Origin of the sequence: Microbacterium canaveralium (assembly GCF_047238045.1) — a bacterium.
Lineage (GTDB): Bacteria > Actinomycetota > Actinomycetes > Actinomycetales > Microbacteriaceae > Microbacterium.
In genome coordinates this window covers 2,912,953-2,938,732 of record NZ_JBDFMA010000003.1, presented here as the reverse complement: position 1 = coordinate 2,938,732, position 25,780 = coordinate 2,912,953, and the positions used below count along the sequence as shown (strand labels likewise).

Below are 25,780 nucleotides of genomic sequence, written 5' to 3'. Positions count from 1 at the left end.
CTTCACGCAGTTCACAGGCTCACGTACCTAAACTGTCGCCGACCTGCGCTTCGTCGAGGTCCTGAGGTGCCGCCCTCTGGCATCCGTCCTCCCGAAAGGACCCGAGTGAGTAAGACCACGACCCCGCGCGGACGAGCGACGATCGCGCGTCACGGACGCCTGCGGTCGGTGGGACCGCTCGCCCAGTTCTTCCGCGCGCTCGCCGTGGCGATGGCCGTCGTTCTCGTCGCCGGTGCCGGCGTGGCCGCGTACGCCGTGTACGACCTGTCGTCGAGCTTCACCGCCGACGCCGTCGACCTGCCGGACCAGCCGGCCGTTCCGCCGGACCTGGGTGAACTGAAGGGTGGAGTCAATCTCCTCCTCGTCGGCACGGACGAGTGCGAACCCGACTTCGCGCAGTACTTCGGCGACCGCTGCACAGGGCCGGACGCGGGCGACAACCTCAACGACGTCAACATGCTCGTGCACATCTCCGACGCCCCGCGACGCGTCACCGTGATCTCGTTCCCGCGCGACCTCATGGCGCCGATCCCGTCGTGCACCGACGCGGACGGCAACGTCAGCTCGGCCATGTCGAAGCAACAGATCAACAGCGCCTACATGTACGGCGGCCTGGCGTGCGTCGTGCAGACCGTGTCCGAGCTGAGCGGGCTGCAGATTCCCTTCGCGGCGAAGGTCAGCTTCGGCGGCGTCATCAACATCACGGATGCCATCGGCGGTGTCGACGTCTGTATCGCCAACGGCATCAAGGACTCCAACACCGGCATCGACTGGCCCGCGGGCATGCGCACGATCCAGGGCCTCGATGCCCTGCAGTTCCTCCGCACCCGCCACGGTGTCGGCGACGGCGGAGACCTGGGGCGCATCTCGAACCAGCAGCAGTACATGTCGCGCCTGACGACGAAGCTGCGCAGCGAGGAAGTCCTCTCGAACCCGGCGACGCTGTACAAGCTCGCTTCGACCGCTCTGCGCAACGTCGACCCGTCGACGTCGCTGACCAACCCGCTGACGCTCGTGCAGATCGCGATGGCCGTCAAGGACGTGCCGTTCAACGAGATCGTGTTCGTGCAGTACCCCACCTTCGCCGACCCGGCCGACCCGAACCGCGTGGTGCCCGACTACGACGCCGCGGACGCTCTGTGGTCGGCACTCGCCGCGAACCAGCCGATCCAGCTGTCGGGCGACCTCAGCGGTGGCGACGGCGTCATCGCCGACGAGAGCGCCACACCCGCACCGTCGGACACCCCGGTGCCGACGGACGGTGCAACCCCGACGCCCGATCCGTCGTCGAGCGTCATCACGCTCCCGTCCGAGATCGCCGGTCAGACCGCGGCGCAGGCCACCTGCTCGAACGGCAACGTCCGCTGAGCGGCGGGGCGTGGCATCCCTTCGTTGGATTCGGATGCCACGCCCCGACCGGTTAGTATGGTCCGGTGTGCTCGCGCTCCGGCGTCGATCACCTGGAGACGTCGCATAGTCAGGCCTAGTGCACCACCCTGCTAAGGTGGAGTCCCCGTAAGGGGACCGAGGGTTCAAATCCCTCCGTCTCCGCCACGAAAAGCCCCGGTTCGCCGGGGCTTTCGTCGTTGGCGGGCCGCGACCCCGCTGGGCGGCGGGGCGGCCCCACGCGCACGGGAGGGGCGGGCCGACGCCCACCCCTCCGCCACGGTCACAGCTCGCGGCCGCACTGGATGCACTGCGTGTTGTTGACGTTGTTGCTCGTGTTGCAGTAGCCGCACTTGCGCGCTTCCTTGGTGGTGTTCTGCATGGTCGCCCTCCTCTCCATCGTCGAGGTCATCGAATCATCAACCGATCCCGGGGACGAGGTGTCATGACGGCGGGATCGGTAGCAGGCGTGTCGGATCCGCCGTGAACCGTCGCGAGGGCGACGGCGGCGGTCCACGGAGGGAGCGATCATGAGCAGTATCCGTGCCGAACACCGCATCGCACGCCGTGTCACCCGTGAGCGCTGCGAGACACGCGCTCGCCGCCTTCATCTCATCGACATCGAGAACCTCGCCGGTGGCCCCGGGTTGGCCGCGGAAGAATACCGGCGGGTGTGGCACGTCTACCGCCATTTCGCCGTCGCGGCCCGGCCGGGCGACCAGCTGGTGATCGCGGCGAGCGGTGTCACCGCGAAGTCCGCGGCGCTCGCTCTCGTCGGCGAGCCGGTGCAGTGGCGGGTCCGCAATGGTCGTGACGGCGCGGATCTCGCACTGCTGGATTTCGCCGACCTGGACTTCGTCGCTCGTCGCTTCGGCACCCTGATCGTGGCATCCGGTGACCACGCTTTCGCCGGGCTCGCCCACGCCGCGGGCGCGGCGGGACTGGCGACGCGGCAGATCCTCGGACGCGGCCGCTCCTCCGCCGAGCTTTGGCGTGCCTGCCACACGCACGCGAAGCTGCGCCTCGGGGCGGGCGAAGCGCTCGCCCTCGCCGCCTGATCGGCGCCGACTCCCCGGCCCATGGGTGCGATGGTTCGCGCCGTCCGCCGGGGATCGGTAGAGCAATCGGGTCGCGACGACAACGCCCCGAAAGGAAGCCCGACATGAGTGACACCGGACTGATCAAGCACCAGATCGCTGACCTGGAAGCGATCCGCAAGGAGCACCTGGCGCAGGCCAGCGCGCAGCGCGCGAACGCGCAGCGCTTCCGCGCCCAGCGCGACCGCCCCTCGAACCCGTCGCGGGCGTACGAGCACCAGCGGGAGTGCGACCAGAAGGCGGCGGATGCCGAGCGCGATGCCGACTCGAACACGCGCTCGGCGGAGCGGGTGCTCAACGAGATCCGCGGGCTCGAAGCCCGCTTGCGCTGAGCCGGCTCGCGGACACCGACCCGCGTCGGATCGAGGACGTCGTTCCCGATCCGACGCGGGTCTTGCTCGTGTGCGGGCTCGGACCGAGGGCGCGTCCACCGACCTCCCCGAGTTCGTGCCCACACGGATGCCGGCGGCAACCTCGTCGACTCCCTGGCGCGGAAGAACCGCACCGTCAGGATCCCCTTCGGCGACTGACCGCGGCGGCTGCCCCACCGGCGTCGGGCTCAGACGGTGCCGGCCGCCCTCAGTGCGTCCCGCACCGACCATGACTCACCCATGAGGGCTTTCTCGAAAACGGTCGAGGCCACGCTCATCGAGTAACCGCACCGGGCGGCGATCCACCAGGCGACCGTGTCGACGCTCTCCTGTTTCCCGTCGGCCCAGACTTTGCCCGACCCGGTGAATGCGGCTCCGTGGCCGATCTCGATCAGGAAGTTGTCGGTGTTGTCCACGCGAAGGATGGGCCACACCCCGGTGCTCGCGTCGCGGCCGAATACATGCTTCAAGAAGTCAGGATTACCACGCGTCGGGGTCCGAATCGCGCGGACGGCATCCGGGAACTCCTGCAGCGCCTGGGCGCACCACTGCGCGCAACGCGCGCGGGTCTCGTCGCGCTCGGCGATCTTCGCGCGGACCGCCTCGACATCGATTGCGGGCATCAGGAGCAGGTTCCCCACTGGCAGGCGTGGATGCCGACCGGCAGCCCGTTCGTCTTCGCTTCCTTGCACATCGTGCAGGTCGGCTTTCCCGCGTTCACGCACGCACACGCCATTTTCGTCCCCCCGGACTCCGCCACCCCCATAGCGGCGATCAGCTCGATGATGGTGGACCGTGCCGCGTCGGCGCAAGGACCAATACCGTCCACGAGCGCGATCCGATCCCCCCGCCGGTCCCCGGAATCGGGACACCGGCCTCCGCGGGACATCGATATGATCCGAAAACGCACGGGGAGGGCGCAATGGGGGACGAACAGACGCCGACCGTTCTGCCGACGGCAAAGAACATTGTGGCCCTGGCCACGGGGTTCCGGCACGTCATCCGGGGCTCCGAGGGGATGTCGACGAGCTGGACGGCCGCGCAGTTGGGCCCGCTCAAGCAGCTCGTCCGAGATGACGACGGCGTGTGGCGTCCCGACGGATTGACCGCCGCGCGATTGGTGCTGCGAAGGGTCGTCGAGGCCTACCGCACGGCGCCGCCGCCGGCGCGGTCGCGTCAGGACATCGCCCACACGGCGAAGGTGATCGCGCGCCGCTGGGGGATCGACGGATTCCCCTCCGATGCCGTCGATGGCAACCCGTTCATCGATCGCGGGGACCTGAGTGCCCCCGCGAAGGAGGCCGCCGCCGCCCCGCTGCTCGAATACTCGGATCGATCGCGATGGCAGGCCGCCGTGGCTGGTCACCCGAACGCCATCGCCGCGGCCGCCGAGCCGCTCGATCTCGACTGGGCGACCGTGGACGCCGAGTGGAGCGCCAGGAAAGCGACCGCGCACCCGCGGTGGAGTTTTGAGAACCGCAGATCCCTCTCCTGGCCCCCCGAGCCCGATTTGCCGGGAAGCGAGGGGGACTGGCTCGTCTCCCGTCTCCGTGACGCTCTGAACAATGACCCCCGGGTGGTGGGACCGGGCGAAGGCGACAAAGCGCGCAGAGCTCAGCTGCTCATGGTTCTGCGCCGCCTCGCCGTTGACCGTCATGCCGCTTACCTCGGGGCGCGGGTCGATACCCAGCGACACTTCTTTCATCTGCGGCACTCGATGGCCCGGGTGTGGTTCACGAACGATCTGCTCGACATGGGCGGGGCGGAAGAATTCGGTGTCACCATCGAGGACAGCAGCGACGAGCGTCAGCAGATCCTGCGATCGCAGGCCAGCATCGCCCGCATGGAGTTCTACTCGGTGATCCACGAATGGAATCAGAAGACCGTGGATGCGGTTCTCGACCGGCGGAGTTCGGCTCGGCGGCTGTTCCTCGGGCTCGATCAGCTCTCCGATGCATTCACGCAGTTCGAGGAGCGGCTGCTATCGAGGCCGTTGCATGTCACGGAAAAACGTGACGACGCCGCGCGCGGAGAGGCAACCCTCGACCCCTCCCTCCCCGTCTTCGTCCGTGCTGCCAATGCCAAGGCGCGCGAGATCTTCGCCCTGGCTCTTCACGTCCGTAGCCAGCCCACGCGGGCCGTCATCCGGGAGTACCTCACACTGCGGCGAGACGAAGATCTGCGGTTCGATGCGATGCTCCCCGCGAGCAAGCGCACCGTTCTGCTCGCCGATCAGTCCGTGAGCCTCGATTGCGTCAACATCCGAGATGCGGCACTCCAGAAGCTCCTCGGCGAGCTGTTGAAGCAATCGCGAGTGGCCGGGCTCGAGTACGCCGCGTTCAATCGTCGAGACAGAGCAGTTCTGGCGACGAAGGAGGGTACGCGAGAGGGATTGGCGCGGACGATCGACGAGGGCATCCGCGGGGTGACCGAGGTCTACCGGACGCGAAGAATGCTGGATGACGAATTCAGCGATGTCCGTGTCGATGAACGCTCGTCGCTCGAGACCGAGCATCAGATGAGTCTGGCTCTCGCCGGCGGCGCCGTCAGGGTGCTCGAAGCGTTCATGAGTTCGGATGCCAGGACTCAGATCGAGAAGCGCCCGGAGATCGTCTCCCGCGAGATCGCGGGAGCGCTGCACTGGTCGGCGCGCACCGTGAAGATCTTGGAGATCCTCGAGACGAAGGAGTATCTCGCCAAAGAGCGGTATGAGATGGGATACCTCTCCAGCCTGAATTGGAGAGTCACCACCCGCGTCATGCGCCACCGTGCGTTGTGCGCCGCTTTCGCCGTCTCCACGGCCTTTCTTCTCCGCGCCAAGGCCTTGCCGACCGTCCTCGATCTCGACGTGGCGTACGAGCAGATGATCACCACGACCCAAATCACCAGGGGCAACGTTGCCTCGGTCCTCCAGGGCGTTCTGTTCCATTCCTTTCTCACCGGGGGAATGTTGCCGTTCCCGCCGAGAATCGCCCCCGCGCTGCAGGACTTCGATTTCCTGACTGCCGACATCGACCATCGGCGGACGCGGCGGCACTCGGTTCATCTCGACGGCCGCAATCGCATGGTCGCCACGCTTCGGATCTTCGATGAGGACTGGAACTACGGCGTCGTCGGCAAAGTCACCCCGGGTACCAAGATCGCCGACCTTCTCGATCAGCGAAGTCATGGCGAATTCTCCCGCTGGCGCTCGTACATCGAGATCCTCGGCCTCATCCAATCGGGCGCCGAGGACACCGACATCACGTGCCAGAACTGCAACTGGGCGGGGCCGACGAGCAAGGTGCGCGGAGCCCATTGCCCGATCTGCGACTCGACGATGATCGTCGCCCGAGAGACGGAGCGGGGCTAGCCCTCGGCGGGGCTCGCCCCGCTCCGCGCTAGCGCTCCTCGCCCGCGATCTTCTCGAGCGTTGCGATCACCATCCTCTTCGCGGACGCGGCGCTGAGGGCGTTCTCCGTCCGCGCGACCTGGACGAGGTGGGCGATCAGCGCGGGCCGATCGGTGAGGAGCTCGGCATCCATCGATCCGGCCCGAAGGGCTTCCGCGATGCGGCCGATCTCGCGGCGCACCACACCCTCCGGCGTGGCGTCCGCCACCGTCGACAGGCGCCGGAGCGCGGCCATTCCATCGAGGCGTCCATCCTGACGCTCGCTGTCGCTCGCCCATGTTCGGGCGAGGTGACCGAAGGCGCGGTCTTCCGGAGTCAGACTGTCTTCGCCCTCCTCGCGGTGCTCCCAGTCGACGCTGATCGCGCGGTCCGCCTTGACGTAGCCGTCGGCGTTCACCTGCTTGAGCTGCGTGAGGCCGTAACGGACGAAGGTGTCCAGGTCGTCCGCGCCGGCGCACTGCAGCATCTTCACCAGCGCCTCCTGGACGAGGTCTTCCGCACGCGCCAGATCGTGCTTCGCGTAGCGGAGCGCGACCGCGAGCAGACGCGGACGCGCGGCTGCCGCGTGGGCCTCCCATCGGGCCCGGGCCTCGGACTCGACGACGGTGATCGGACGCAGTTGGCCGTTCGCGCGGCGGCGTTCGACCGTCCAGTCGCCGGCCCACCGCGGATTCGAGGGAGTGGCGATGCCCGCTCGCGCGGCGGCGAGGATCGACCGCTCCAGGCCGAGGGCGTCCAGGACGAGCACGGGGTCGTTCCGCAGGGCGTCGGCGGCCTCGTCGCCGAGGCGCGAGGTGATCCGGGTGCGGAAGTTCGCCCGTTCCTCGGAGCTGGTGGTGCGCCCCACGAGCCGCTCCTGCGCGGCGATCACTTCGGAACGAACGGTGGAGGAGGCCGAGAGGACCGCCTCGACCGCACGGGCGAGGACCTCGCCGACACGAGTGATCTGTGCGCCGAGCGCCGGGTCGATCGCCTGGTTGAGCGCGATCGTGTTCGCCGCGGCCAGGGTGTCGATCTCGACGCCGGCGATCTCGGCGATGCGGATCGAGGCCGGGGTTGCGGGGATCGGCTTGCTGCTGCTGGCGCGCGGCATCAGGCCGGCGTAGAGCGACTTCATGCACCTCAGGGCGAGCGAGGTCGTCGCGGGGTCGGTGTCACGGATGGCGTGAGCCAGGGCCTCCGCCCGGCTCGTGGGCGGGTTCTCGAGGCGTTCGGGGGAGAAGGGGAGGAACTCTGACACGGTGATGCTCCTTCGCTGATTTCCCGAGCCGTCGTCGGGGTGGATGTCAGCGTGGAGCAGGAAAAACGGCGCTGCTGAGGGGGCGGGCATTCTCCATTTCGGAGGGTTCCCCGGGCCTCCAGATGTCAGAAATCCCGTCGGCGGGGGCCGCGTCCGGAGCGGCCGGAGCCCGGTCGGCTTCGGCCGCATTCCGTGTACCGATCCCCGGCGGCGCACGTCTTGCGTGGGTCATCGACGGGGATCGGTAGAGCGAAGCGTGAGCATTCTCGACCAGTTCCGCGATCAGCCCGCGCGGCGCCCGATGCTCGCCGACGTCGCACAGGCGCGCTCGCGCGCGGCGGCCGCTCTCACCCGTCGGACGCGCATCTTCTTCTGGGTCGTGCTCGTCGTCGCGGCGGCTGCGGCGATCGCGGAGTTCGTCACCCTCCCGACGCTGCTGAGTACCGCGGCCACCGCGGAGGGTCTGGGCGCTGTGCCGGCCGCGATTCTCCTGTGGCCCGTGCCCGCCCTCCAGCCGGCGGTGCTCTCGGCATCCGCCCTCGCCCTGGTCGTGCTCGCGGCGAGGACCGGAGGTTTCGCCCGGGCGGATGTCGTGCAGTCACGCACGCTGGTCGCCGTCGCGATCGCGGGGATGGTCGCCGTCCTTCCCGCGGTGGTCATCATCGCCGCCGTCGTGGCGGCGGCGGCGCTCGTCATCACCGCCATCGTCGCCATCGCCCTGGACATCGCCGAAGGGTGAACATGAAAGAGCAATCGAAGCCCGGGGCGATCGCCGCGGTCCCGTCGGAGACCAAGAAGGACTCGGGCGCCGAGATCGTGCGCTCCGCCGTGGAGGCGGCCCCGGGATCGGATCCTCTCGTGATGGGCGCGATCGAACTCGATGTTCAGGGCCCGCCCCTCGTGGCGGCGTTCCACCTCGTCCACGGGCACTACTGACCACCCACCCCACCGCGAAGAAGGAGTCCCTCATGACCGACGACGACGGCGTCCTGACGCTGATCGAAGTGCGCGACGGCAAACCCGTCCGCTGGGCGCCCGCGCCCGAACCCATGCCCCCGGTCGACGCGGCGCTCGTCGGCGCCCCGCCCACCGGCCGCGGTGTCGTCGCCGTCCGCGCCGACGCCCACCTCCCCGTCGCGCGCCCCGGCGCCGACCTCGTCGTGCGTCCCTCGGGCGTCATCACGGCGGTCGCCGACGAGGCCGACCCCACCCCGGTGTCGACGGTGCCGCGCCAGCGGATGGCGGCATCCGGATGGCAGGAGGTCTTCGACCAGGTGCGCGACCTCGAATCGGGAAACGGTCCCGACCTCGGGGTGCGACCGGGTGGCGCGATCACCAAGCACGAGGGGAGCACCTCCGAGCCGGTGAGCGTCGTGCCCTCGGTGCGCATGGCCGCTCAGCCGGGCGCCGTCACGAGCGATGACGTGTGGGAGGTGTCGCGCCTCGACCCCGACAACGTGGAGAACTGGCGTCCGGTGCGCTCGTCGAACGGCGAGTTCAGCGGCTGGCTGTTCGACATGCAGCCGCCCTTTCCGGGCGAGCGCTTCACGTTTCTCGCCTTCCGCAACCCCTCGCGCGGCAACCTGTGGGACATCGCGTCCATCGCGCCGAACGTGGACTCCCGGTTCGGCCACGCCGACCACGTCATCCGCACCCGCGTCGGCGGGCGCGAGATGCCGATCCTCTGCGGCCCCGCGGGCCAGCCGAGTCGTACCCTCACCGAGGTCCGCGGTGTCGCCGCGAAATGGATGTACTACACGTCCGCCCGGATGGCGGGCCACAACCCGGGATTCTCGCTGTGAGCGCCCGGACGCTCGCCGCGCCGGTGCGCTTCAGCGACGGCGTCATCGCCGAGCTCGTCACGCACATCGCGTCCGTTCCGCCCGAACGCGGCGCCGTGCTCCTGGGCATGGCCGACCTGGTGACCCTCGCCGTCCACGACGGTTTCGGTGACTACGGCCCCGCCCACTGGGACATCAGCCCGGAGATCAATGAGACCGTCCAGCGACTGGAGCGCGCGGGCGCGGGTCAGTTCCTGGGCACCGTGCACAGTCACCCCCGTGGCGTCGTCGACCCCTCGGGGACCGACATCGCCTCGACGGCGGAGACGCTGCGCCTCAACCCCCACATCGGCTCCCTCATCGTGGCCATCATCACTCGGGGCGAGCCCGGCGCAGGCCAGCTTTCGATCGGTGTCGACCACCGGATGTCGCTGCATCGCGTGCACCTCGAGGGCGGCCGCCCCGTCGTCGTGCGCATCACCGGGTCGGTCGTCGACCTGGTGGCGCCGCTCGCCGACGTCGGCATCCGCGTCGACAGTGGAGTGTCCGCGGGAGACGGGCTCGAGCGCGACGCGCCGTACCCGCGCACCGGACGGTACCGGGGTCGAGAGAGCGTCTTCCTGCAGGCCGGGCCCGAGCGGGTGCTGGTGGTGCCTGCGGCGTACCCGCTGGCCGGTCCCGTCCGGGTCGAGGCGGGGGCTCAGGGTCCTCGCATCCTCCCGTCGCCCTGGGACCCGGCCACGCCGCCGGCGCCCCAACTGCGGGCGCTGGCGGGCGGAGTGTCGTCGATCGACCGCGGCGAGCGGCTGCACCGTGCGCTCCCGCTCGTGGGCGACCTCGCGCAGCAGCATGTCGTGGTCGCGGGGCTGGGCTCGGTGGGCAGTCGGATCGCCGAGGACCTCGTCCGCGCCGGCGTCGGACGCCTGACGCTCATCGACCCCGAGGAGGTCGAGGCCGCCAATCTCTCGCGCAGCGTCTACGTGGCGCGCGACGTGGGGCTCGCCAAGTCGGCGGCTCTCGCGCGTCGCCTCGAGGAGGTCGCCCCGGATGCCGTGGTGCGGCAGGTGCCGCAGACCCTGGGGGAGACCGACCTCGGTGCGCTCGTCCGGGACGCCACGCTCGTCATCGGTGCCACGGATGACATGCGCGAGCAGTTCCTGCTCGCCCACCACGCCTACGCCGCCGGCGTCCCGATGGTCTGCTGCGCGATGTACGCCGGGGCGCGCGCCGGCGAGATCGTGATCGCCCTTCCGTCGGCGGATTCCGCGTGCGTGTCCTGCGCCCTCGGCAACGGGTCGACCACCGACATGCACCGGCCCGCGAAGGACTACGGACTCGGCGGACGGCTGGTCGCCGAGCCCGGACTCGGTGCGTCGATCCAACTGGTCGCGTCGGCGGCGAGTCTCGTGGCCCTCGGCATCCTCGCCGGACCGGAGGGTGCACTGGCACCGCTCGTGGCGGAATCCGTCGGACGTGGGCGCACGCTCGGGATGCTCGCGACCCACCCCGCGTGGGACTTCTTCCCCGACGTCGTCGGCGGTCCCACCCAGGTCGCCCCGCAGAGCGTCTGGGTGAAGGTCGAACGCGACCCGGCGTGCGTGGTCTGCGGCGATCTGGCAGCCCGTGTGGCACCGGCCAGCCCGGGGTTCTGGGAAGGGCTCGAAGAAGCCCTGGCCGTCGGTGATGGGGCGACCGCCCCGTGAGCGGCGGCAACGCCGTCGACCGAAGGAACCGGATCATCGTCCGCACCCTGTGGCGCGACGATCTCCCCGAGGTGCGCGCCGCCACGGCCGAACGCGCCCTTCTGCGGACCATCGGGGAGTGGCCCGCGGGAGCCGGGATCGACGTCGTGGCTCGATCGACGACGGGCTCCCGCGTGGAGGTGGATGTCGTCGCCCTGGGTGACGTTCCCGCCGAATGGCAGGCCGACGTCGCCCTGGCACTGGGTGGCATCGGCACTGTCGCCGCGACGGCACGCCCGCGACGACCGCTCGAACCGTCGATCGTCGCGGAACTCGTCCGGGACCGGGCAGACGTCCGCGCCGCGCCGGAGGGCTCCGTCACCGCGCCTTCCTGGCCGCGCGGGGAACGGGAGGGTGCCGCCCCGTTGCTGGAGGCCCTGAGGGAGATCGACGGGGGATTCGTGCGGATGCTGGTCGCTGCCGCCGGCCCCCTCGAACGTTCGATGCTCGACGACGACTTGTTCGGCCCCGGCGGCACCCCCGCGGAGATCGCCGCGATCGAGGCGTATCGAGGCACGCCGGTCCTCGCGCGCGCGTTCATCGGGATCGCAGGCTGCGCCCGGGGCGTCGGGGCCGGCTTCGCGCCCCTGCGCGCAGCCGTGCGCAGCTGGGGCATCGGCCTTCGCCTCGCGGATGCCGATGGCGAAGGTCCCCGCTTCGACGAGGCCGCCTCGGTCAACGTGCGGGGTGCCGTGCGCCCCGAGGGATGGGGTCTCGCGTTGCTCCGGCTTCCCGCGTCCGGCCGGGCGCCGATCCTCGCGATGCCGACGAGCCCTCGCCCCGTGCCCGACCGGCCCATCGACGTGGCCGGCGTGCCGCGCCGCTCGGTGGCATCCATCGATCTGGGAACCGCACGCGTGGCCGGTGCCGGCACGACCCGTGTGCGGGTCGCCGTGGACGACCTGCTGCGGCACGCCTTCGTCGAGGGTCGCAGCGGTGCGGGGAAGACGACGCTGCTCAGCCGGATGGCCGTGGAGCTCGCCGCTCAGGGCGTGGGATTCACGCTGCTGGAGCACCACGGCTCCGGCGTCGACGAGGTCTTGCGTGCTCTTCCGGACGAGCAGTCGGGACGCGTGCGCGTGGTCCGCCACGGTGACCTCCTCGTTCCTGCCCCTCTCAACCTGCTGGCCGAACCCGATCCCGACGCGCGGGAGCAGGCCGTGTCGGAGTTCGTCGAACTCGTGCAGTCGATGTTCGACCCACGGGGCGAGGGGATCGTCGGTCCCCGGTGGCGACGCTGGTTCGGCCTGCTCGTCGACGGGGTGTGCGCGTGGTTCGGCCCCCGCGCGACTCTCCTGCACGTCCTGGCGGTCGCCTCCGACCTGTCGCGTGTGAACGCGCTCGCCGCGCGTCTGGCTTCGACCGAGCCCGAACTGTCCCACCGCCTCCGATCGGAGATCGGCATGCTTCGGGGCGAGGAGGCCGTCAACGTGACGTCGTGGGCCCTGTCGAAACTCCAGCCGTTGGTCGGCCAACGGGCGATGCGTGAGATCGTCGGACGCGCCGAGGACTGTGTCGATGTCGTCCAGGTCATGGACGATGCGGTCCCCCTGCTCGTCGACCTCGCCGGGCCCACCCTGGGTACCGCCTCGGCGCGCACCCTGGGCGCGCTCTGGCTGCTGAAGCACCTGGTCGCACTCGGGCGACGCCGCGATCGGCGGCCGCACATCCTTCTCATCGACGAGGCCCACCTCTACACCTTCGGGGCGCTGCCGACCCTGCTCGCCGAGGCGCGCAAGTTCGGTGTGGGCGTCATCGTCGCGACCCAGAGTTTCGACTCGCTCACCCCGGCCATGCAGGTCGCGGTGGAGGCGAACGTCGGTTCGACCTTCTCTTTCCGGCTGGGGCTCCACGCGGCGCCACGGTCGTCGATTCGTCTGGCGGGATGGCCGGTCGACGAGCTCGTCCGGCTGCCGGACCGGAGCACGGCGACGTCGCTCAGCCGGGCCGGGGTGCAACAGGACCCGTTCCTCCTCCGAGTGGCCCGGTCGGGAGGGCGAGGTCAAGGCTCCCACGACCGGGTCGAGGCGGCGGACGCGCGCAACGCGCAGCTCCTGCGCGAGATGTCGTCCGCCCCGGCACCCACCGATCAGGAGGTCGTGCGGGCTCTCCACCCGAGCGAGGACAGCTCGCCGCGCCGAGCCGACCGTGTGCTCGATCGACGCCGCGCGGCCGAGCTGGCAGACCTCGACGAGGAGATCATGGGCGGCCCGGCGTCCGATTCCTTCTGAGGCGGACACCGCACCGGTCGGCTCAGGCGACCCTCCACACCGCGCAGCTAGGCGTGAGTGCTCGACGCGCCCCGCTGGAGAGCGTCGGCGCCGATGCCCTGCATGATTGACCGCGCCAGGCCGGGCACGTACCGCGCCATGGCTTGCATGCTGCGGTTCGATGACCCGAGAAGGTACTCGGAGCGTCGGCCCGCCGCTTCGCGCGCGAACCGCGGCGCCGCCCACGACATGGGGTAGCGCTGGGGACCGATGAGATCCGCACCGTTTTCCATGTGCGGCGGGGAGACGATCGCGATCTCGATGCCCCGACCGCCGAGCTCGAAGCGTGCCGACCGTGCGAACGAGACGAGAGCGGCTTTCGCGGCACTGAAGTTGTCCAGTGACGGGGTGCCGATGTATCCGAGCGTCGATGCCGTGGCGACGAGACGGGTGGCGTGGGCGGCATCCTTATGGCGGGCCAGTGCGCGCGCCACTCGGACGAACCCGAGGTAGTTGACGTCGACCTCGCGGACGAGGTCGGCATCCACTCGCGTGAGGATGCTGCCCTGGTACAGCTGCGACGCCAGGTAGACCACGAGAGCAGGCGTGCCGCGCTCGCGGATCGTGTGATCGATGGTCGCGTCGACCGCGACATCGTCGCTGACATCGAGCGTCGAGACGTGACGGAAGGGGGCGGCGTCGGCGATCACGGATCGTGCGAAGCCGACGACCGGCCGACCGGCATTCGCGTACTGGCGCGCGATCTCGTGGCCGAGGCCTCGTGACCCTCCGATGATCCAGACGTCGCGATCGGGCGTGTTCATGATGATTCTCCTCTAAGATGTTGGCAATGCCCACATCGTAGGAAGGAATGTTGTCAATGTCAACTTCGGCGCGCCCGTATCACCATGGCGATCTCAGGACCCGGCTGCTCGACGTCGCCGAGGAGCTTCTCGAGGAGGGCGGCGTCGGTGCCCTGAGCTTGCGCGAGGTGGCCCGGCGCGCGGACGTGTCGCACAACGCGCCCTATCGCCACTTCGCGAGCAAGGACGAGTTGCTCGCGGCTCTTGCCGCCTCCGGGTTCGACAAGCTCGCCGCAACCCGCGCCGACATCTCGGACCCGAGCGACGCTCTCGTGGAGAGCGGGCTCGCCTACGTGCGCTTCGCGCTCGAGCACCGGGCCCTGTTCCGCCTCATGTTCTCCGGCGCGACGGGCGGTGAGAGCGACGAGTCCGTCGCGAGCGTCGCGTCAGCCGCCACGGTGATGCGCGGCGCCTTCGGTGACGACACACCGGGTGACGCGCTCATCAGTTCGTGGTCGTTCGTGCACGGACTCGCCGGGCTCCTCCTCGACGATCAGGTGCCCGCCGGCTTGCGAGCCGGGCGTGACGACGAGGCGCTCGCCCGCGACATTCTGACGCTCACCGCGCGAGCGATGGACTCCCGTTCCGGCAACGCGCCCTAGACCGCTCGCGGCGGCGCCGTCGACTCGCGAACGACGAGTTCGGCGGACAGCTGCACGCGGCGGTTGGCGATCGTCTCACCGCGCGACATGGCCAGAGCCAGGCGGGCCGCCTCGGACGCCATGCCGGCGAGAGGCTGATGGACGGTGGTGAGTTGGGGGTTGACCCAGCGGCACAGGTCGACGTCGTCGAAGCCGACGACCGAGAGATCGTCGGGCACGCTCAGTCCGCGCTCGCGGGCCGCCAGGTAGATCCCGTACGCCTGCTCGTCGGAGCCGCTGATGATCGCGGTGGGGCGGTCGGGGGAGTCCAGCAGCTCGCCGCCGAACCGGATGCCGCCCGAGGTGAGCGAATCACCAATCCGCACCAGCGACGGATCAGGCGTGATCCCGCGGCGTCCGAGCGCCGACATGTAGCCGTCGAGCCGGTCCTGATGGCACTCGAGGTTGAGGGGGCCGGTCACGAAACCGATGCGGGTGTGACCGAGGTCGAGGAGGTGGTCGGTGGCATCCCGTGCCCCCGACCAGTCCGCCGCCGACACCGTGACGAAGGACTCGGTATCGGTGCCCACCGGGTCGACGAGAACCACCGGCACGTTCAACCTCGCGAGCTCGTCGCGGCCGACGGGATCGATCTCGGACACGACGATGACGATGCCGTCTGTTCCGCGCCCGGCGACGCGCTGCAGCCACTCGGGGGAGCCGGCCGGTGATCCTTCTGTCGCGGTCACGACAAGATCGGCTCCGGCGCGCGCGGCTTCGGCTTGTGCTCCGCGGAGGAGCTCCGTGGCCCACTGGGTCTCGAGGCTCACGATGACGAAATCGAGCAGGGAAGTTTCGCGGCGGGTCTTGCGACGTTCGTAGCCGCGCTCCTCCAGCAGCTTCTCGATCTCCTCGCGCTTGGGAGCCGAGATGCCCGGTCGTCCGTTGAGCACGCGGGAGACGGTCGGCACGGAGACCCCGGCGACATGAGCGATCTCGGCCAGTGTGGCGGTGCGCTGCGACATGTGCTCCCTCTTCCCGTCCGGCGACCCGCGGGCTCTTGACCCCGATGCGGCGGTGGATCTACTATAACCATTACGCAAGTTGCGCAACAAGTTACTTTCCAGTGTCGGTAAAACTTGCGAGCACACGTGCGCCAAGCAACGGATGCCAGGCGCACCAGACCTGCAGCACTAGAGGAGAAAATCCATGTCAAGGAAGACATCGCCGTGGCGTCGCGTCGGCGCGACGGCCGTCGCAGGAATCGCGCTGCTGTCCCTCGCCGCCTGCTCGGGTGGCGCGTCGGGCGGCAGCGACTCGGGATCGGCGACCGAGGGAGACCTGGTCTGGTGGGGGTGGACGCCGGACAAGCCCGTCGCCGACCAGCTGATCGCCGCGTTCAACGAGGAGTACCCCGACATCAAGGTCGAGTTCGTCTCGAAGCCGATCGACAACTACGACTCGGTCATGGGACCGGCCATCACCTCGGCAGACGGCCCCGACATCTTCAACGTCGCCCCCGGCTCGGCCAACGGCGGAGTCGAGACCTTCCAGGCCGGAGCGATCGACCTGGCCCCCGTCGTCGAGGCGGCGCTCGGTGCCGATTGGCGCGACAAGCTCTCGGCATCCGGGGTCGAAGGGCTCGTCGTCGACGACAAGGTCGTCGGGCTCTCGGCCGGATCGGTCTACTCGGGCAGTCTGTGGATCAACAAGGACATGTTCGACGCGCAGGGGCTGACGCCGCCGACGACGCTGGACGAGTGGAAGAAGGTCTGCGCGACCTTCCAGGCCGCGGGCCAGGGCTGCTTCGTCCAGGGCGCAGGGCAATGGGCGTTCGACATGGACACCTTCGAGGCGATCATGGAGAACGTCGAGCCCGGTGCCTACATCGAGGCCTCGACGGGGGAGCGCCCGTACACCGACCCCGCGTTCGTCGAGGGCATGGAGATCTGGAAGTCGCTGTTCGACGACGGCATCATGCAGGACGGCGCCGTCGGTCTCCAGCAGTACCCCGACGCCAGCAACGCCTTCATGTCGGGTCAGTACGCCATGGTCATGATGGGCACCTGGTACACGCAGTACACCGTGCGCGACACGATGGTCGGCGCCATGGAGGCGGCGGGCGTGTCCAACCCCGAACCGTTCACGATGATCCCGATCCAGTTCCCGGACGTCGCCAACACCGGGAACACCGGCAACATGTTCGGCGACGCCGACTACGGTCTCGCGATCAGTGCGCAGTCCGACCAGCAAGCGGCGGCCAAGACCTTCGTCACGTGGCTGACGACGACCGAGGCCGGACAGCAGACCGTGGCCAACACCCTCAATGACATCCCGTCGCTGCTCGGCATCCAGCCCCAGTGGGACGAGATCGACCTCGTCAACCCCGAGGTCCAGCTCGACGCGCTGAAGCAGTACACGGATGTCGCGGCCTCGTCGTCGCAGCCGCGGTTCGCCACGGTGTCGGCCGACCTGAACTCGGCCTTCCGTGACGCCCTCATCGGTGTCGCCACGGGCGACGTGACCATCGACGACGCCCTCGCCGGTCTGCAGACCGTCGTGGACTCGCAGAAGTAGTACGTGCTGCCACCCCTTCGCGGGCGGGACGTCTCCCGCCCGCGAAGGGGCCGACTCAAGGAAGAGCACATGAGCACCCTCACCGAAACACTCGTGACCGCGGGGCGGTCGCGTCGCAGCGCGCGGCAGGCCCCGCGCACCGGACGCAAGTCCCCCTCCCCGGGCGGCCTCCCCTGGATCCTTCCGGCCCTCGCCCTGGTGGTCGGGATGATCTACTTCTCGATCGGCTACACCGGTTACGTCTCGACGCTCGACTGGAACGGCTTCATCCTCAGCCCGTCGGAGTCCGTCGGCGCCGACAACTACGTCGAGATGTTCGGCGACCCGGTGTTCTGGGGCGCGATCGGGCACACCGCGATCTTCTTCGTCGTGACCTTCACCGCGCAGACCGTGATCGGCTTCGTGTTCGCGGCGATCATGCACTCGCGCATCCATCTCGCGCCGCTGTACAAGGTCATCATCTTCGTCCCCACCGTCCTCGCGCCCGCGACGATGGCCCCCGTCTTCCGCCTGATCTTCGACGCCAACGGTTCGTTCAACGGCATCCTCTCGGCGATCGGCCTCGGCTCGCTCACCCAGCCGTGGCTGGCCGGCAACGTCACGGCCATGGCGGTCGTCATGCTCGTCACGATCTGGCAGTGGACCGGTCTGACGTTCATCCTCTTCTACGCGGCGATGAGTCAGATCGAGCCGGAGATCCTGGAGGCGGCGCGCGTCGACGGCGCCGGCAACATCCGCACGCTCTGGTCGATCGTCTGGCCGATGTGCCGCGGCACCGCGGTCGCCCTCGCGGTGCTCGGTGTGATCGGCGCGCTGAAGACCTTCGACGTGCCGTACCTCGTGACCAAGGCAGGACCCAACCACGCGACCGAGTTCCTCGGCACCTACATCTTCCAGACCATGGTTCAGGAGAAGCACTTCGGGTACGCCGCTGCGATCTCCATCGCCCTGCTCGTGCTGGCGATCGGCGGAGGTCTGCTGATGAACCGGATCAACCGTTCGTCCGAAGGAGCCTGATCCATGTTCGACATCCGCTCCCGGTCCTCGCGGTGGGGCCTGCAGCTCCTGGCCACACTGATCGTGCTGCCCTACCTGTTCCCCCTGATCGCGATGGTGCAGGGGTCGCTCGCCGGCCAGGGTCTCGGCAACTACGGCAAAGTGTTCGCCACCGGCATCGTCCACGTCTACTTCCTGAACAGCATCATCATCGCGGCCTCGACGATCGCCCTCGTGTACGTGTGCACGATGCTGGCCGCGTTCGGTTTCGCGAAACTGCGGATCGCCGGCAAGGAGATCTGGTTCTGGCTCCTGCTCGTCGCGCTGACGATGCCCGAGGCCGTGCTGCTGACACCGCTGTTCGTCACCGCGTCGAGGTTCGACATGTACAACGAACTCATCGCCGTGATCCTGCCGCTCGCGGCCCTGCAGGTGCCCTTCACGGTGCTCCTCGCGCGCAGCTTCTTCAACGGCATCCCGACCGAGCTGATGGAGGCGGGGCGGATCGACGGCGCGAACATCGTCCGGGTGTTCTGGCACATCGTGCTGCCCCTCACCCGGCCGATCGCCGGTGCCGTGGTCGTGCTGACCCTCATCAACAGCTGGAACGCCTACCTGCTGCCCCTGCTGATGCTGAACGACCCGAGCAAGCAGGTGGTGACGCTCCTGCCGACCTTCTTCATGAGCCAATACACCAACGATCAGACCGGCGTGCTCGCGGCGGCCGTCATCACGGCCGTGCCGGTGATCGCGGCCTACCTCCTGCTGCAGCGCTCGTTCGAGCGGGGCCTCGCGGCGGGAGCGCTGAAGTGACCCGCGGGTTGCTCACGGGCCAGGTCGCCGTGGTCACGGCGGGCACGTCCGGGATCGGCCGGGCGATCGTCGAACGCTTCCTCGCCGAGGGCGCCGACGTCGTCACGACCGGCCTCACCGCGGCACGCATCGCCGAGGCACGCGAGGCGTGGGGGACCCGGGCCCGCGTGTTGCAGGCCGACGCCAGCAGCCTCGACGGGCTCGACGAACTCGCCGCCGAGGTGCGCACGATGGGCCGCGGAGTCGATGCGCTGGTCGCCAATGCCGGGCGCGACATCTCGTCGACCCCGATCGCCGACACGGATGCCGCGGCGTTCGACTACGTAAGCGACCTCAACTTCCGCGGAACGTTCTTCACGGCGCAGCGGTTCGCGCCGCTGCTGAACGACCACGCACGCATCGTGCTGGTGTCCTCGATCGCAGGGGCCAACGGCGGGCCCGGCCACGCGGTGTACAACGCGACCAAGGCGGCGGTCCGTTCGCTCGCCCGCACGCTGACGGCGGAGCTGGGGGAGCGCGGCATCCGGGCCAACGCCGTGAGCCCCGGTCCGACCGCGACCGCGGGCTTCGATCAGTTCACCGGCGGCTCCGAGGCCGTGGCGGCCGCCGTCGCCCAGATGGTCCCGCTGCGCCGGATCGGTCGGCCGGAAGAGGTCGCGGCCGCCGTGGCGTTCCTCGCCAGCGCCGAGTCCAGCTTCGTGGCCGGTGTCGACCTCGTCGTCGACGGCGGCATGAGCCAGGTCTGACACCTCCCCCTCCTCGTTCCCCCGTTCATCCCCCAAGTAGAAGGACCCGTCTTGAGCACTCCCCTGAAATTCGCCGTCGTCGGCACCGGCTGGCGCTCCGATTTCCACATCCGCATGGCCGCCACCTCTCCGGATCGCCTGGAGGCCGTCGGTGTGCTGGCCCGGAGCGATGAAGCGGCCGAGCGCATGACCCGGCGGTGGGGCATCCCCGTCGTCCGCACGATCGACGAGATCCTGGCGCTCGAGCCCGACTTCGTGATCGCCTCCGTCTCGTGGCCGTCGATGCCCGGTGTCGTGACGGAGCTCGTCGAGCGTGGGGCCCACGTCCTGGCCGAGACCCCGCCGGCTCCGACGGCGGACGGTCTGCGCGACCTGTGGGTGGCGGTGGGAGCGTCGGGACGCGTCCAGGTCGCCGAGCAGTACATGCTCATGCCGGGGCACGCGGCACGACTCGAGGTCGTGCGCTCCGGGGCCATCGGTCAGCCGACCGCGGTCGAGGTCGCCTCCACGCACCTGTACCACGCGACGTCGATCATGCGGGCGTACCTCGGTGCGGGAATGACGGATGCCGTCGTCTCGGCGCGCACGTTTACCGCTCCGCTGGCAGACCCCCTCACGTTCGACGGGTGGGTCGAGAACCCGCAGCCGCAGCCGCGCACGACGACGATCGGAACGATCGACTTCGGCGACGGCCGGATGGGGCTGTACGACTTCGTCGACAACCAGTGGTGGAACCCCCTGCTTGCCCGGCGGCTCGTCGTCCGCGGATCGCTCGGTGAGATCGTCGACGACGCCGTCACCCGCCTGTCGAGCGAGGGTGTGCTGACTTCGCCGATCACGTACCGCCGCACGGGCGTCGACATGAACCTCGAGGGGAACGAGGTCGTGTCCGCGGCCTTCGAGGGGCGCATCGTCTATCGCAACCCCTGGGTCGGCACGCGCCTGTCGGAGGACGACATCGCCGTCGCGTCGTTCCTCGAGCTCACCGGGCGTTGGGCCCACGGTGAAGCCGAGGGCCCCTACTCCCTGGCGGACGCCTGCCAGGACCATCTTCTCGGGCTCGCCATCGAAGAGTCCGCTCGCAACCGCGCCGACGTGCGCGTCACCAAGGAGGTGTGGGCCTGATGCCCCTCATCACGATCGAAGTCTCCGAGACCGTCCCCGTCGAAACGCGCCTGGCGTACGCCGAGGCCGTGCACCAGGGTCTCGCCGAAGGCCTGGGCATGGACATCGAGGACCGTTTCCAGGTGATCCACCCGCTGCCCGCGGATCACATCATCGCCGACCCCCACTACCTCGGCGGCGAGCGTCGCGACGTGCTCTACGTCCGCATCCTCATGGTCAGCATGTACGACGACGAGACCAAGGCTCGGGCGTTCCGCGCTGTCGCGCGCCGCTTGGAGGCGGAGGGTGTGCGGCCCGACGACGTCTTCATCGCGGTGACCGAGAACACGATTCCCGATTGGTACCCGGGCGCCCGCGGGGAGTCCACGCCCGATGCCTGATCTCTCGCAGCGCCGCGTCGGTGGACGCGTGCGCCTCGTCGACCCGTCCGGGCGTCCCCTCGCGGGCGCCCGGGCGCGGGTCGAGCAGACCGCGCACGCTTTCGGGTTCGGCAACATCGGTTTCGACTTCATCGAGTGGATCGCGGGCGCACCCGACATCGAGGGCGCGCGGGAGCTCGAGCACTTCGGCGGAGCGCTCGCCCTCGACCCGGAACGCCTCGCGGCCGACTACCTCGCCCTCTTCAACGCGGTCACCCTGCCGTTCTACTGGCGCGGCTACGAGCCGCAACGGGGCCGGACCGACGAGGCTCGGCTGAAGCGGACCGCCGAGTGGTTCGCCGCGCGCGACGTGCAGATCAAGGGCCACCCGCTCGTGTGGCACACGCTCACGCCGTCCTGGCTGCTCGATCTGAGCGACACCGAGGTCGAGGACGTCCTGCGCGACCGCGTCCGCACCATCGTGGCGGACTTCGCCGGGGTGATCGATCTGTGGGATGCCATCAACGAGGCCGTGATCCTCCCGGTGTTCACCGCGGAAGAAAACGCCGTCACGCGGTTGGCGCAGTCCAAGGGACGCGTCGAGATGGTGAAGCTGGCGTTCGAGTCCGCCCGCGAGGCGAACCCCGACGCCCGTCTCGTCCTCAACGACTTCGATCTGTCGGCCGACTACGAGCGCCTCATCGCGGACTGCCTGGATGCCGGCATCCAGATCGACGCGCTCGGGGTGCAGACCCACATGCACCAGGGGTTCCGCGGCGAGGAGCAGATCGCGCAGATCCTGGAGCGCTTCGCGGCGTTCGGTCTGCCGCTGCAGATGACCGAGACCACGCTGCTCTCGGGCGAGATCATGCCGCCGGAGATCGTCGACCTCAACGACTACATCGTCGACGCCTGGCCGAGCACCCCCGAGGGGGAGGCGCGGCAGGCCGACGAGATCGTGCGCCACTATCGCACGGTGCTCGCCAACCCGGCGGTCGAATCGCTCACCTACTGGGGCATCACCGATCACGGCGCCTGGCTCGGCGCGCCCGCGGGGATCATCCGTGCCGACGGCTCCCGCAAGCCCGCGTACGACGCGCTGCACGCGCTCATCCGCGACGAATGGTGGGTGGCGCCGACCGACCTCGTCGCCGACGCCCACGGCATCGTCGCGATCGACGGGTTCGCGGGCCGCTATCGCGTCGACAGCGGCGCGGCATCCGTGGTCGTCGAGCTGACGGATGCCACTCCGGTCGAGATCGTGGTGGACCCCGATGACCGGTGAGACCGCCACTGCCACGACCGACGTGGACGCGGTCGTCGCCGCGGCGGCCGACGCGGCGCCCCTCGTCCGTGGCGCCGGTCGCCGGTCGCGGGCCGGGTGGCTGCGGGGCATCGCGGACGCCGTGGATGCCGAAGCCGATGCGCTCGTCGAGATCGCCGACCGCGAGACCCACCTGGGCGTCGAGCGTCTCCGCGGGGAGGTGGCCCGCACCACAGGACAGTTGCGCCTGTTCGCCGGGGTGATCGAGGAGGGCTCGTACCTCGAAGCCATCGTCGACGGCGCCGACCTCGCCGCGGTGCCGCCGCGCCCTGAGCTACGTCGCTTGTTGAGGCCGCTGGGGACGGTCGCCGTCTTCTCGGCGTCGAACTTCCCCTTCGCCTTCTCGGTCGCCGGGGGAGACACCGCCGCGGCCCTGGCGGCGGGATGCCCCGTCGTCGTGAAGGGCCACTCCGGCCACCCGGAGCTGTCGCGGGCGACCGCGCGGATCGTGGCCGATGCGCTCGCCGCCGCCGGCGCGCCGGCGGGGGCCTTCGGGCTCGTCGAGGGCCGCCAGGCGGGGCTCGATCTCGTGCGGGCGCCGGCCGTCCGTGCCGCGGCCTTCACCGGCTCCCTCGCGGGGGCGCGGGGGCTGATGGATGAGATCGCTCGCCGACCCGATCCGATCCCGTTCTTCGGCGAGCTTGGCAGCACGAACCCGGTCGTGGTCACCCCGGGCGCGATCGTAGCCCGGGGCGACGCGATCCTCGACGGGCTCGTCGCCTCGTTCACCCTCGGCGGGGGACAGTTCTGCACGAAGCCGGGACTGGTCTTCGTGCCGCGCGGGACCGCGGACGACCCGCGCCTGCGCGCGCGCGTCGCCGAGCGTCCCGCGTTCACGCTGCTCACCGATCGCATCGCGGAGGCGTTCGCCCCCGGGGTGGATCGTCTGCGTGAGGAGGGGGCGGCGCGCGTCGTCGCGGGCGAGACCTCGGAGGCGTCCGGCCCCGTGCGCGCGGTCGTCGTAGCGAGCGACATCGGCACGTTCCGCGAGCGGTCCGACGCGCTCCTGGAGGAGTGCTTCGGCCCTGTCACGGTGCTCGTGGAGTACGACATGATCGACGAGGTCGTCGCCGCTCTCGCCCTGGTCGGCGGTTCGCTCACGGGCACGCTCCACGCGCAGCCGGGTGAGCCGGTCGACGCCCTCGTCGCGGCCCTGGAAGAGCGCGTCGGACGTGTCGTGTTCGACGGCTGGCCCACGGGCGTCGCCGTGACGTGGAGCCAGCACCACGGGGGTCCGTGGCCCGCGACGACGAACACCTACACCTCGGTGGGGGCCACTTCGATTCGCCGGTTCCTGCGCCCGGTCGCCTACCAGCAGGCACCCGCCGCGGCGCTTCCCCTCGATCTGCGCGACGAGGCCCTGGCGGGCATCCCGCACCGCCGCGACGGCGAGCTCGTGCTGCCGTCCCCGAACAGAGGAACGACCCCATGACCGACGACGCACCCGAGGGCGGCCGGCGCAGCGCCGAGTTCTACGGCGGCGACGACCGCAACGCGTACCTCCATCGCGCGTGGATGCGCCGCGGCGTGCCGGATCACGCCTTCGACGGGCGTCCGAACATCGCGATCGCCAACACCGCGTCGGAGCTCACGCCGTGCAATACGCACCTCGACGAGGTCGCGCAGAGCGTGAAGAACGGCGTGTACGAGGCCGGCGGCATCCCCTACAACCTGCCCATGGTGTCGATCGGCGAGACGACCGTCCGGACCACCGCGATGCTGTGGCGCAACATGGCGGCGATGGCGGCGGAAGAACTCCTCCGCGCGAACCCGGTGGATGCCGTGGTGCTCCTCGGCGGATGCGACAAGACCATCCCCGCCCTCCTCATGGCCGCCGCCTCGGTCGGCATCCCGGCCATCGTCGTGCCCGGCGGGCCGATGCTCAACGGCACGTTCCGCGGGAAGCCCCTCGGGTGCGGGACCGACGTGTGGAAGCTCAGCGAAGAGGTGCGCGCCGGAGGTCTGACCAGTGACGTCTTCCGCTCGACGGAGTCGTCGATGATCCGCAGCCGCGGGCACTGCAACACGATGGGCACCGCCTCGACGATGGCCTTCATGGCCGAGGCGCTGGGCATGACGCTCCCCGGAATCGCCGGCATCCCGGCCCCCGACAGCCGTCTGCTGGAGTACTCGCACGCGACCGGTCGACGCATCGTGGAACTCGCCCGTGAGGGACGGACCCCCGCGGATGTCATGACGAAGGCGTCGTTCCACAACGCGATCGTCGCGCTCGCCGCCATCGGCGGGTCGACCAACGCCGTCGTTCACCTGCTCGCGATCGCGGGGCGTGTGGGCGTCGACCTCACGCTCGACGACTTCGACGCGATCGGCGAGGGCGTGCCCCTCCTGGTCAACCTCCAACCCGCGGGCACGTACCTCATGGAGGACCTCTTCCGCGCCGGCGGCTACCTCGCGGTCCTGCGCGAGGTGCGGGATCGGCTCGACCCCACAGCGATCACCGTCGCCGGCCGCCCGTTCGTCGATGAGCTCGACGCGCACGAGGTCTGGGATCGTGCGGTGATCCGCACGGCGGACGAACCCCTGCTGCCGGATGCCGGGATTGTGGTGCTGCGCGGCAACCTCGCTCCGTCGGGAGCGATCATCAAGCCCGCCGCGGCCACTCCGGCGCTGCTTCGTCACCGCGGCCCGGCCGTCGTGTTCGACTCCGTCGAAGACATGCGGGCCCGCATCGACGACCCCGACCTCGTCGTCGATGAGGACTCCGTGCTCGTGCTGCGCGGCTGCGGGCCGCGCGGCTACCCCGGCATGCCCGAGGTGGCGAACATGCCCCTTCCGCGGAAGCTCCTCGAGCGCGGGGTGCGCGACATGGTCCGCATCTGCGACGGGCGCATGAGCGGGACCGCGTACGGCACCGTCGTGCTGCACGTCGCGCCCGAAGCTGCGGCCGGGGGTCCCCTCGCGTTGGTGCGCGACGGTGACCTGATCGAGCTGGACGTGGCCGGCCGGAGCCTTCGGATGCTGGTCTCCGACGAGGAGCTGGCAGCCCGCGAACCGGCGTCGGCGGCGACCGCCGCATACGCCGCACCGCGCCGCGGGTGGGAGCAGCTCTACGTCGAGCACGTCCAGCAGGCCGACACCGGCGCCGACCTCGATTTCCTCGTCGGGGCGACCGGACCCGCGGTCCTGCGCGAATCCCACTGACCATGAAGGAGCCCCG

Annotated in this window: 23 protein-coding genes and 1 tRNA gene; 20 read left to right on the top strand and 4 right to left on the bottom strand. The window is 69.9% G+C overall.

Translation table 11 applies throughout. The features are described from left to right. The first annotated feature begins 105 nt into the window (after positions 1–105). From ABC271_RS15035 to ABC271_RS15020, 4 genes are all read left to right on the top strand, one after another. Positions 106–1,368 carry an LCP family protein gene (locus ABC271_RS15035; RefSeq protein ID WP_412925644.1) on the top strand — a complete coding sequence of 421 codons (1,263 nt, stop codon included), beginning with the start codon at positions 106–108 and terminating at the stop codon, positions 1,366–1,368. Positions 1,369–1,462: 94 nt separating this feature from the next. Continuing rightward, positions 1,463–1,554: transfer RNA gene (locus ABC271_RS15030), tRNA-Ser, on the top strand. A gap of 362 nt (positions 1,555–1,916) precedes the next feature. Continuing rightward, positions 1,917–2,444, top strand: coding sequence for a hypothetical protein (locus tag ABC271_RS15025; RefSeq protein WP_412925643.1), 528 nt, complete (start codon positions 1,917–1,919; stop codon positions 2,442–2,444). Between the two features lie 104 nt (positions 2,445–2,548). Beyond that, positions 2,549–2,815: a hypothetical protein gene (locus tag ABC271_RS15020; protein ID WP_412925642.1), complete on the top strand. Its 267-nt coding sequence runs from the start codon at positions 2,549–2,551 to the stop codon at positions 2,813–2,815. A gap of 227 nt (positions 2,816–3,042) precedes the next feature. Here ABC271_RS15020 and ABC271_RS15015 read toward each other — a convergent pair whose 3' ends face one another. Beyond that, positions 3,043–3,477 carry a hypothetical protein gene (locus ABC271_RS15015; RefSeq protein WP_412925641.1) on the bottom strand — a complete coding sequence of 145 codons (435 nt, stop codon included), beginning with the start codon at positions 3,475–3,477 and terminating at the stop codon, positions 3,043–3,045. 299 nt (positions 3,478–3,776) lie between these two features. Here ABC271_RS15015 and ABC271_RS15010 point away from each other — a divergent pair, with 299 nt between their 5' ends. Next, a complete protein-coding gene (locus ABC271_RS15010; protein ID WP_412925640.1) occupies positions 3,777–6,206 on the top strand; it encodes a hypothetical protein in 2,430 nt (809 codons plus the stop codon). A 28-nt stretch (positions 6,207–6,234) separates the two neighbouring features. Here ABC271_RS15010 and ABC271_RS15005 read toward each other — a convergent pair whose 3' ends face one another. Next, the gene (locus tag ABC271_RS15005; RefSeq protein ID WP_412925639.1) at positions 6,235–7,485 is read right to left on the bottom strand and encodes a sigma factor; all 1,251 of its coding nucleotides are present in this window, start codon (positions 7,483–7,485) and stop codon (positions 6,235–6,237) included. 256 nt (positions 7,486–7,741) lie between these two features. Between ABC271_RS15005 and ABC271_RS15000 the strand changes: the two genes are divergently transcribed. From ABC271_RS15000 to ABC271_RS14980, 5 genes are read left to right on the top strand one after another with little or no spacing between them, the layout of a single operon-like run. Beyond that, on the top strand, positions 7,742–8,224 hold the full coding sequence (locus ABC271_RS15000) for a hypothetical protein (RefSeq protein WP_412925638.1): 483 nt from the start codon (positions 7,742–7,744) through the stop codon (positions 8,222–8,224). A gap of 2 nt (positions 8,225–8,226) precedes the next feature. Further along, the gene (locus ABC271_RS14995) at positions 8,227–8,421 is read left to right on the top strand and encodes a hypothetical protein (protein WP_412925637.1); all 195 of its coding nucleotides are present in this window, start codon (positions 8,227–8,229) and stop codon (positions 8,419–8,421) included. 32 nt (positions 8,422–8,453) lie between these two features. Further along, positions 8,454–9,287 (top strand): hypothetical protein, encoded by an 834-nt coding sequence (locus ABC271_RS14990; protein ID WP_412925636.1) that lies wholly within the window; start codon positions 8,454–8,456, stop codon positions 9,285–9,287. Further along, complete coding sequence (locus tag ABC271_RS14985) at positions 9,284–10,969, top strand: ThiF family adenylyltransferase (RefSeq protein ID WP_412925635.1); 1,686 nt, start codon at positions 9,284–9,286, stop codon at positions 10,967–10,969. The genes ABC271_RS14990 and ABC271_RS14985 overlap by 4 nt, the downstream gene beginning before the upstream one ends. Beyond that, the gene (locus ABC271_RS14980) at positions 10,966–13,239 is read left to right on the top strand and encodes an ATP-binding protein (protein WP_412925634.1); all 2,274 of its coding nucleotides are present in this window, start codon (positions 10,966–10,968) and stop codon (positions 13,237–13,239) included. The genes ABC271_RS14985 and ABC271_RS14980 overlap by 4 nt, the downstream gene beginning before the upstream one ends. A gap of 47 nt (positions 13,240–13,286) precedes the next feature. Here the strand turns inward: ABC271_RS14980 and ABC271_RS14975 are convergent, their stop codons facing one another. After that, positions 13,287–14,042 (bottom strand): SDR family NAD(P)-dependent oxidoreductase, encoded by a 756-nt coding sequence (locus ABC271_RS14975; RefSeq protein ID WP_412925633.1) that lies wholly within the window; start codon positions 14,040–14,042, stop codon positions 13,287–13,289. A gap of 56 nt (positions 14,043–14,098) precedes the next feature. Here ABC271_RS14975 and ABC271_RS14970 point away from each other — a divergent pair, with 56 nt between their 5' ends. Continuing rightward, positions 14,099–14,683 (top strand): TetR/AcrR family transcriptional regulator, encoded by a 585-nt coding sequence (locus ABC271_RS14970; RefSeq protein WP_412925632.1) that lies wholly within the window; start codon positions 14,099–14,101, stop codon positions 14,681–14,683. On the opposite strand, the gene ABC271_RS14965 is transcribed toward ABC271_RS14970, so the two are convergent. Further along, a complete protein-coding gene (locus ABC271_RS14965) occupies positions 14,680–15,687 on the bottom strand; it encodes a LacI family DNA-binding transcriptional regulator (RefSeq protein ID WP_412925631.1) in 1,008 nt (335 codons plus the stop codon). The two genes, ABC271_RS14970 and ABC271_RS14965, sit on opposite strands and share 4 nt — an antisense overlap. A gap of 184 nt (positions 15,688–15,871) precedes the next feature. Between ABC271_RS14965 and ABC271_RS14960 the strand changes: the two genes are divergently transcribed. From ABC271_RS14960 to ABC271_RS14920, 9 genes are all read left to right on the top strand, one after another. Beyond that, positions 15,872–17,239 (top strand): ABC transporter substrate-binding protein, encoded by a 1,368-nt coding sequence (locus tag ABC271_RS14960; protein ID WP_412925630.1) that lies wholly within the window; start codon positions 15,872–15,874, stop codon positions 17,237–17,239. 69 nt (positions 17,240–17,308) lie between these two features. Next, entirely contained in the window at positions 17,309–18,256 is a 948-nt protein-coding gene (locus ABC271_RS14955) for a carbohydrate ABC transporter permease (protein ID WP_412925629.1), read from the top strand. Between the two features lie 3 nt (positions 18,257–18,259). Next, on the top strand, positions 18,260–19,048 hold the full coding sequence (locus ABC271_RS14950; protein ID WP_412925628.1) for a carbohydrate ABC transporter permease: 789 nt from the start codon (positions 18,260–18,262) through the stop codon (positions 19,046–19,048). Continuing rightward, a complete protein-coding gene (locus tag ABC271_RS14945; protein WP_412925627.1) occupies positions 19,045–19,794 on the top strand; it encodes an SDR family NAD(P)-dependent oxidoreductase in 750 nt (249 codons plus the stop codon). The genes ABC271_RS14950 and ABC271_RS14945 overlap by 4 nt, the downstream gene beginning before the upstream one ends. 51 nt (positions 19,795–19,845) lie before the next feature. Next, positions 19,846–20,919 carry a Gfo/Idh/MocA family protein gene (locus ABC271_RS14940; RefSeq protein WP_412925626.1) on the top strand — a complete coding sequence of 358 codons (1,074 nt, stop codon included), beginning with the start codon at positions 19,846–19,848 and terminating at the stop codon, positions 20,917–20,919. Beyond that, positions 20,919–21,299 (top strand): tautomerase family protein, encoded by a 381-nt coding sequence (locus ABC271_RS14935; RefSeq protein WP_128216211.1) that lies wholly within the window; start codon positions 20,919–20,921, stop codon positions 21,297–21,299. The genes ABC271_RS14940 and ABC271_RS14935 overlap by 1 nt, the downstream gene beginning before the upstream one ends. After that, a complete protein-coding gene (locus ABC271_RS14930; protein WP_412925625.1) occupies positions 21,292–22,563 on the top strand; it encodes an endo-1,4-beta-xylanase in 1,272 nt (423 codons plus the stop codon). Before ABC271_RS14935 ends, ABC271_RS14930 begins: the two co-directional genes overlap by 8 nt. After that, positions 22,553–24,034 carry an aldehyde dehydrogenase family protein gene (locus ABC271_RS14925; protein ID WP_412925624.1) on the top strand — a complete coding sequence of 494 codons (1,482 nt, stop codon included), beginning with the start codon at positions 22,553–22,555 and terminating at the stop codon, positions 24,032–24,034. Before ABC271_RS14930 ends, ABC271_RS14925 begins: the two co-directional genes overlap by 11 nt. Continuing rightward, complete coding sequence (locus ABC271_RS14920) at positions 24,031–25,764, top strand: IlvD/Edd family dehydratase (RefSeq protein WP_412925623.1); 1,734 nt, start codon at positions 24,031–24,033, stop codon at positions 25,762–25,764. Before ABC271_RS14925 ends, ABC271_RS14920 begins: the two co-directional genes overlap by 4 nt. Positions 25,765–25,780 lie beyond the last annotated feature (16 nt).

Bases quoted from the DNA above. Each gene is read 5' to 3' on its own strand.
- ABC271_RS15025 (WP_412925643.1), top strand. From the start codon at position 1,917: ATGAGCAGTATCCGTGCCGAACACCGCATCGCACGCCGTGTCACCCGT.
- ABC271_RS15020 (WP_412925642.1), top strand. From the start codon at position 2,549: ATGAGTGACACCGGACTGATCAAGCACCAGATCGCTGACCTGGAAGCG.
- ABC271_RS15015 (WP_412925641.1), bottom strand. From the start codon at position 3,477: ATGCCCGCAATCGATGTCGAGGCGGTCCGCGCGAAGATCGCCGAGCGC.
- ABC271_RS15010 (WP_412925640.1), top strand. From the start codon at position 3,777: ATGGGGGACGAACAGACGCCGACCGTTCTGCCGACGGCAAAGAACATT.
- ABC271_RS14995 (WP_412925637.1), top strand. From the start codon at position 8,227: ATGAAAGAGCAATCGAAGCCCGGGGCGATCGCCGCGGTCCCGTCGGAG.
- ABC271_RS14990 (WP_412925636.1), top strand. From the start codon at position 8,454: ATGACCGACGACGACGGCGTCCTGACGCTGATCGAAGTGCGCGACGGC.
- ABC271_RS14975 (WP_412925633.1), bottom strand. From the start codon at position 14,042: ATGAACACGCCCGATCGCGACGTCTGGATCATCGGAGGGTCACGAGGC.
- ABC271_RS14970 (WP_412925632.1), top strand. From the start codon at position 14,099: ATGTCAACTTCGGCGCGCCCGTATCACCATGGCGATCTCAGGACCCGG.
- ABC271_RS14965 (WP_412925631.1), bottom strand. From the start codon at position 15,687: ATGTCGCAGCGCACCGCCACACTGGCCGAGATCGCTCATGTCGCCGGG.
- ABC271_RS14960 (WP_412925630.1), top strand. From the start codon at position 15,872: ATGTCAAGGAAGACATCGCCGTGGCGTCGCGTCGGCGCGACGGCCGTC.
- ABC271_RS14955 (WP_412925629.1), top strand. From the start codon at position 17,309: ATGAGCACCCTCACCGAAACACTCGTGACCGCGGGGCGGTCGCGTCGC.
- ABC271_RS14950 (WP_412925628.1), top strand. From the start codon at position 18,260: ATGTTCGACATCCGCTCCCGGTCCTCGCGGTGGGGCCTGCAGCTCCTG.
- ABC271_RS14935 (WP_128216211.1), top strand. From the start codon at position 20,919: ATGCCCCTCATCACGATCGAAGTCTCCGAGACCGTCCCCGTCGAAACG.
- ABC271_RS14930 (WP_412925625.1), top strand. From the start codon at position 21,292: ATGCCTGATCTCTCGCAGCGCCGCGTCGGTGGACGCGTGCGCCTCGTC.
- ABC271_RS14925 (WP_412925624.1), top strand. From the start codon at position 22,553: ATGACCGGTGAGACCGCCACTGCCACGACCGACGTGGACGCGGTCGTC.
- ABC271_RS14920 (WP_412925623.1), top strand. From the start codon at position 24,031: ATGACCGACGACGCACCCGAGGGCGGCCGGCGCAGCGCCGAGTTCTAC.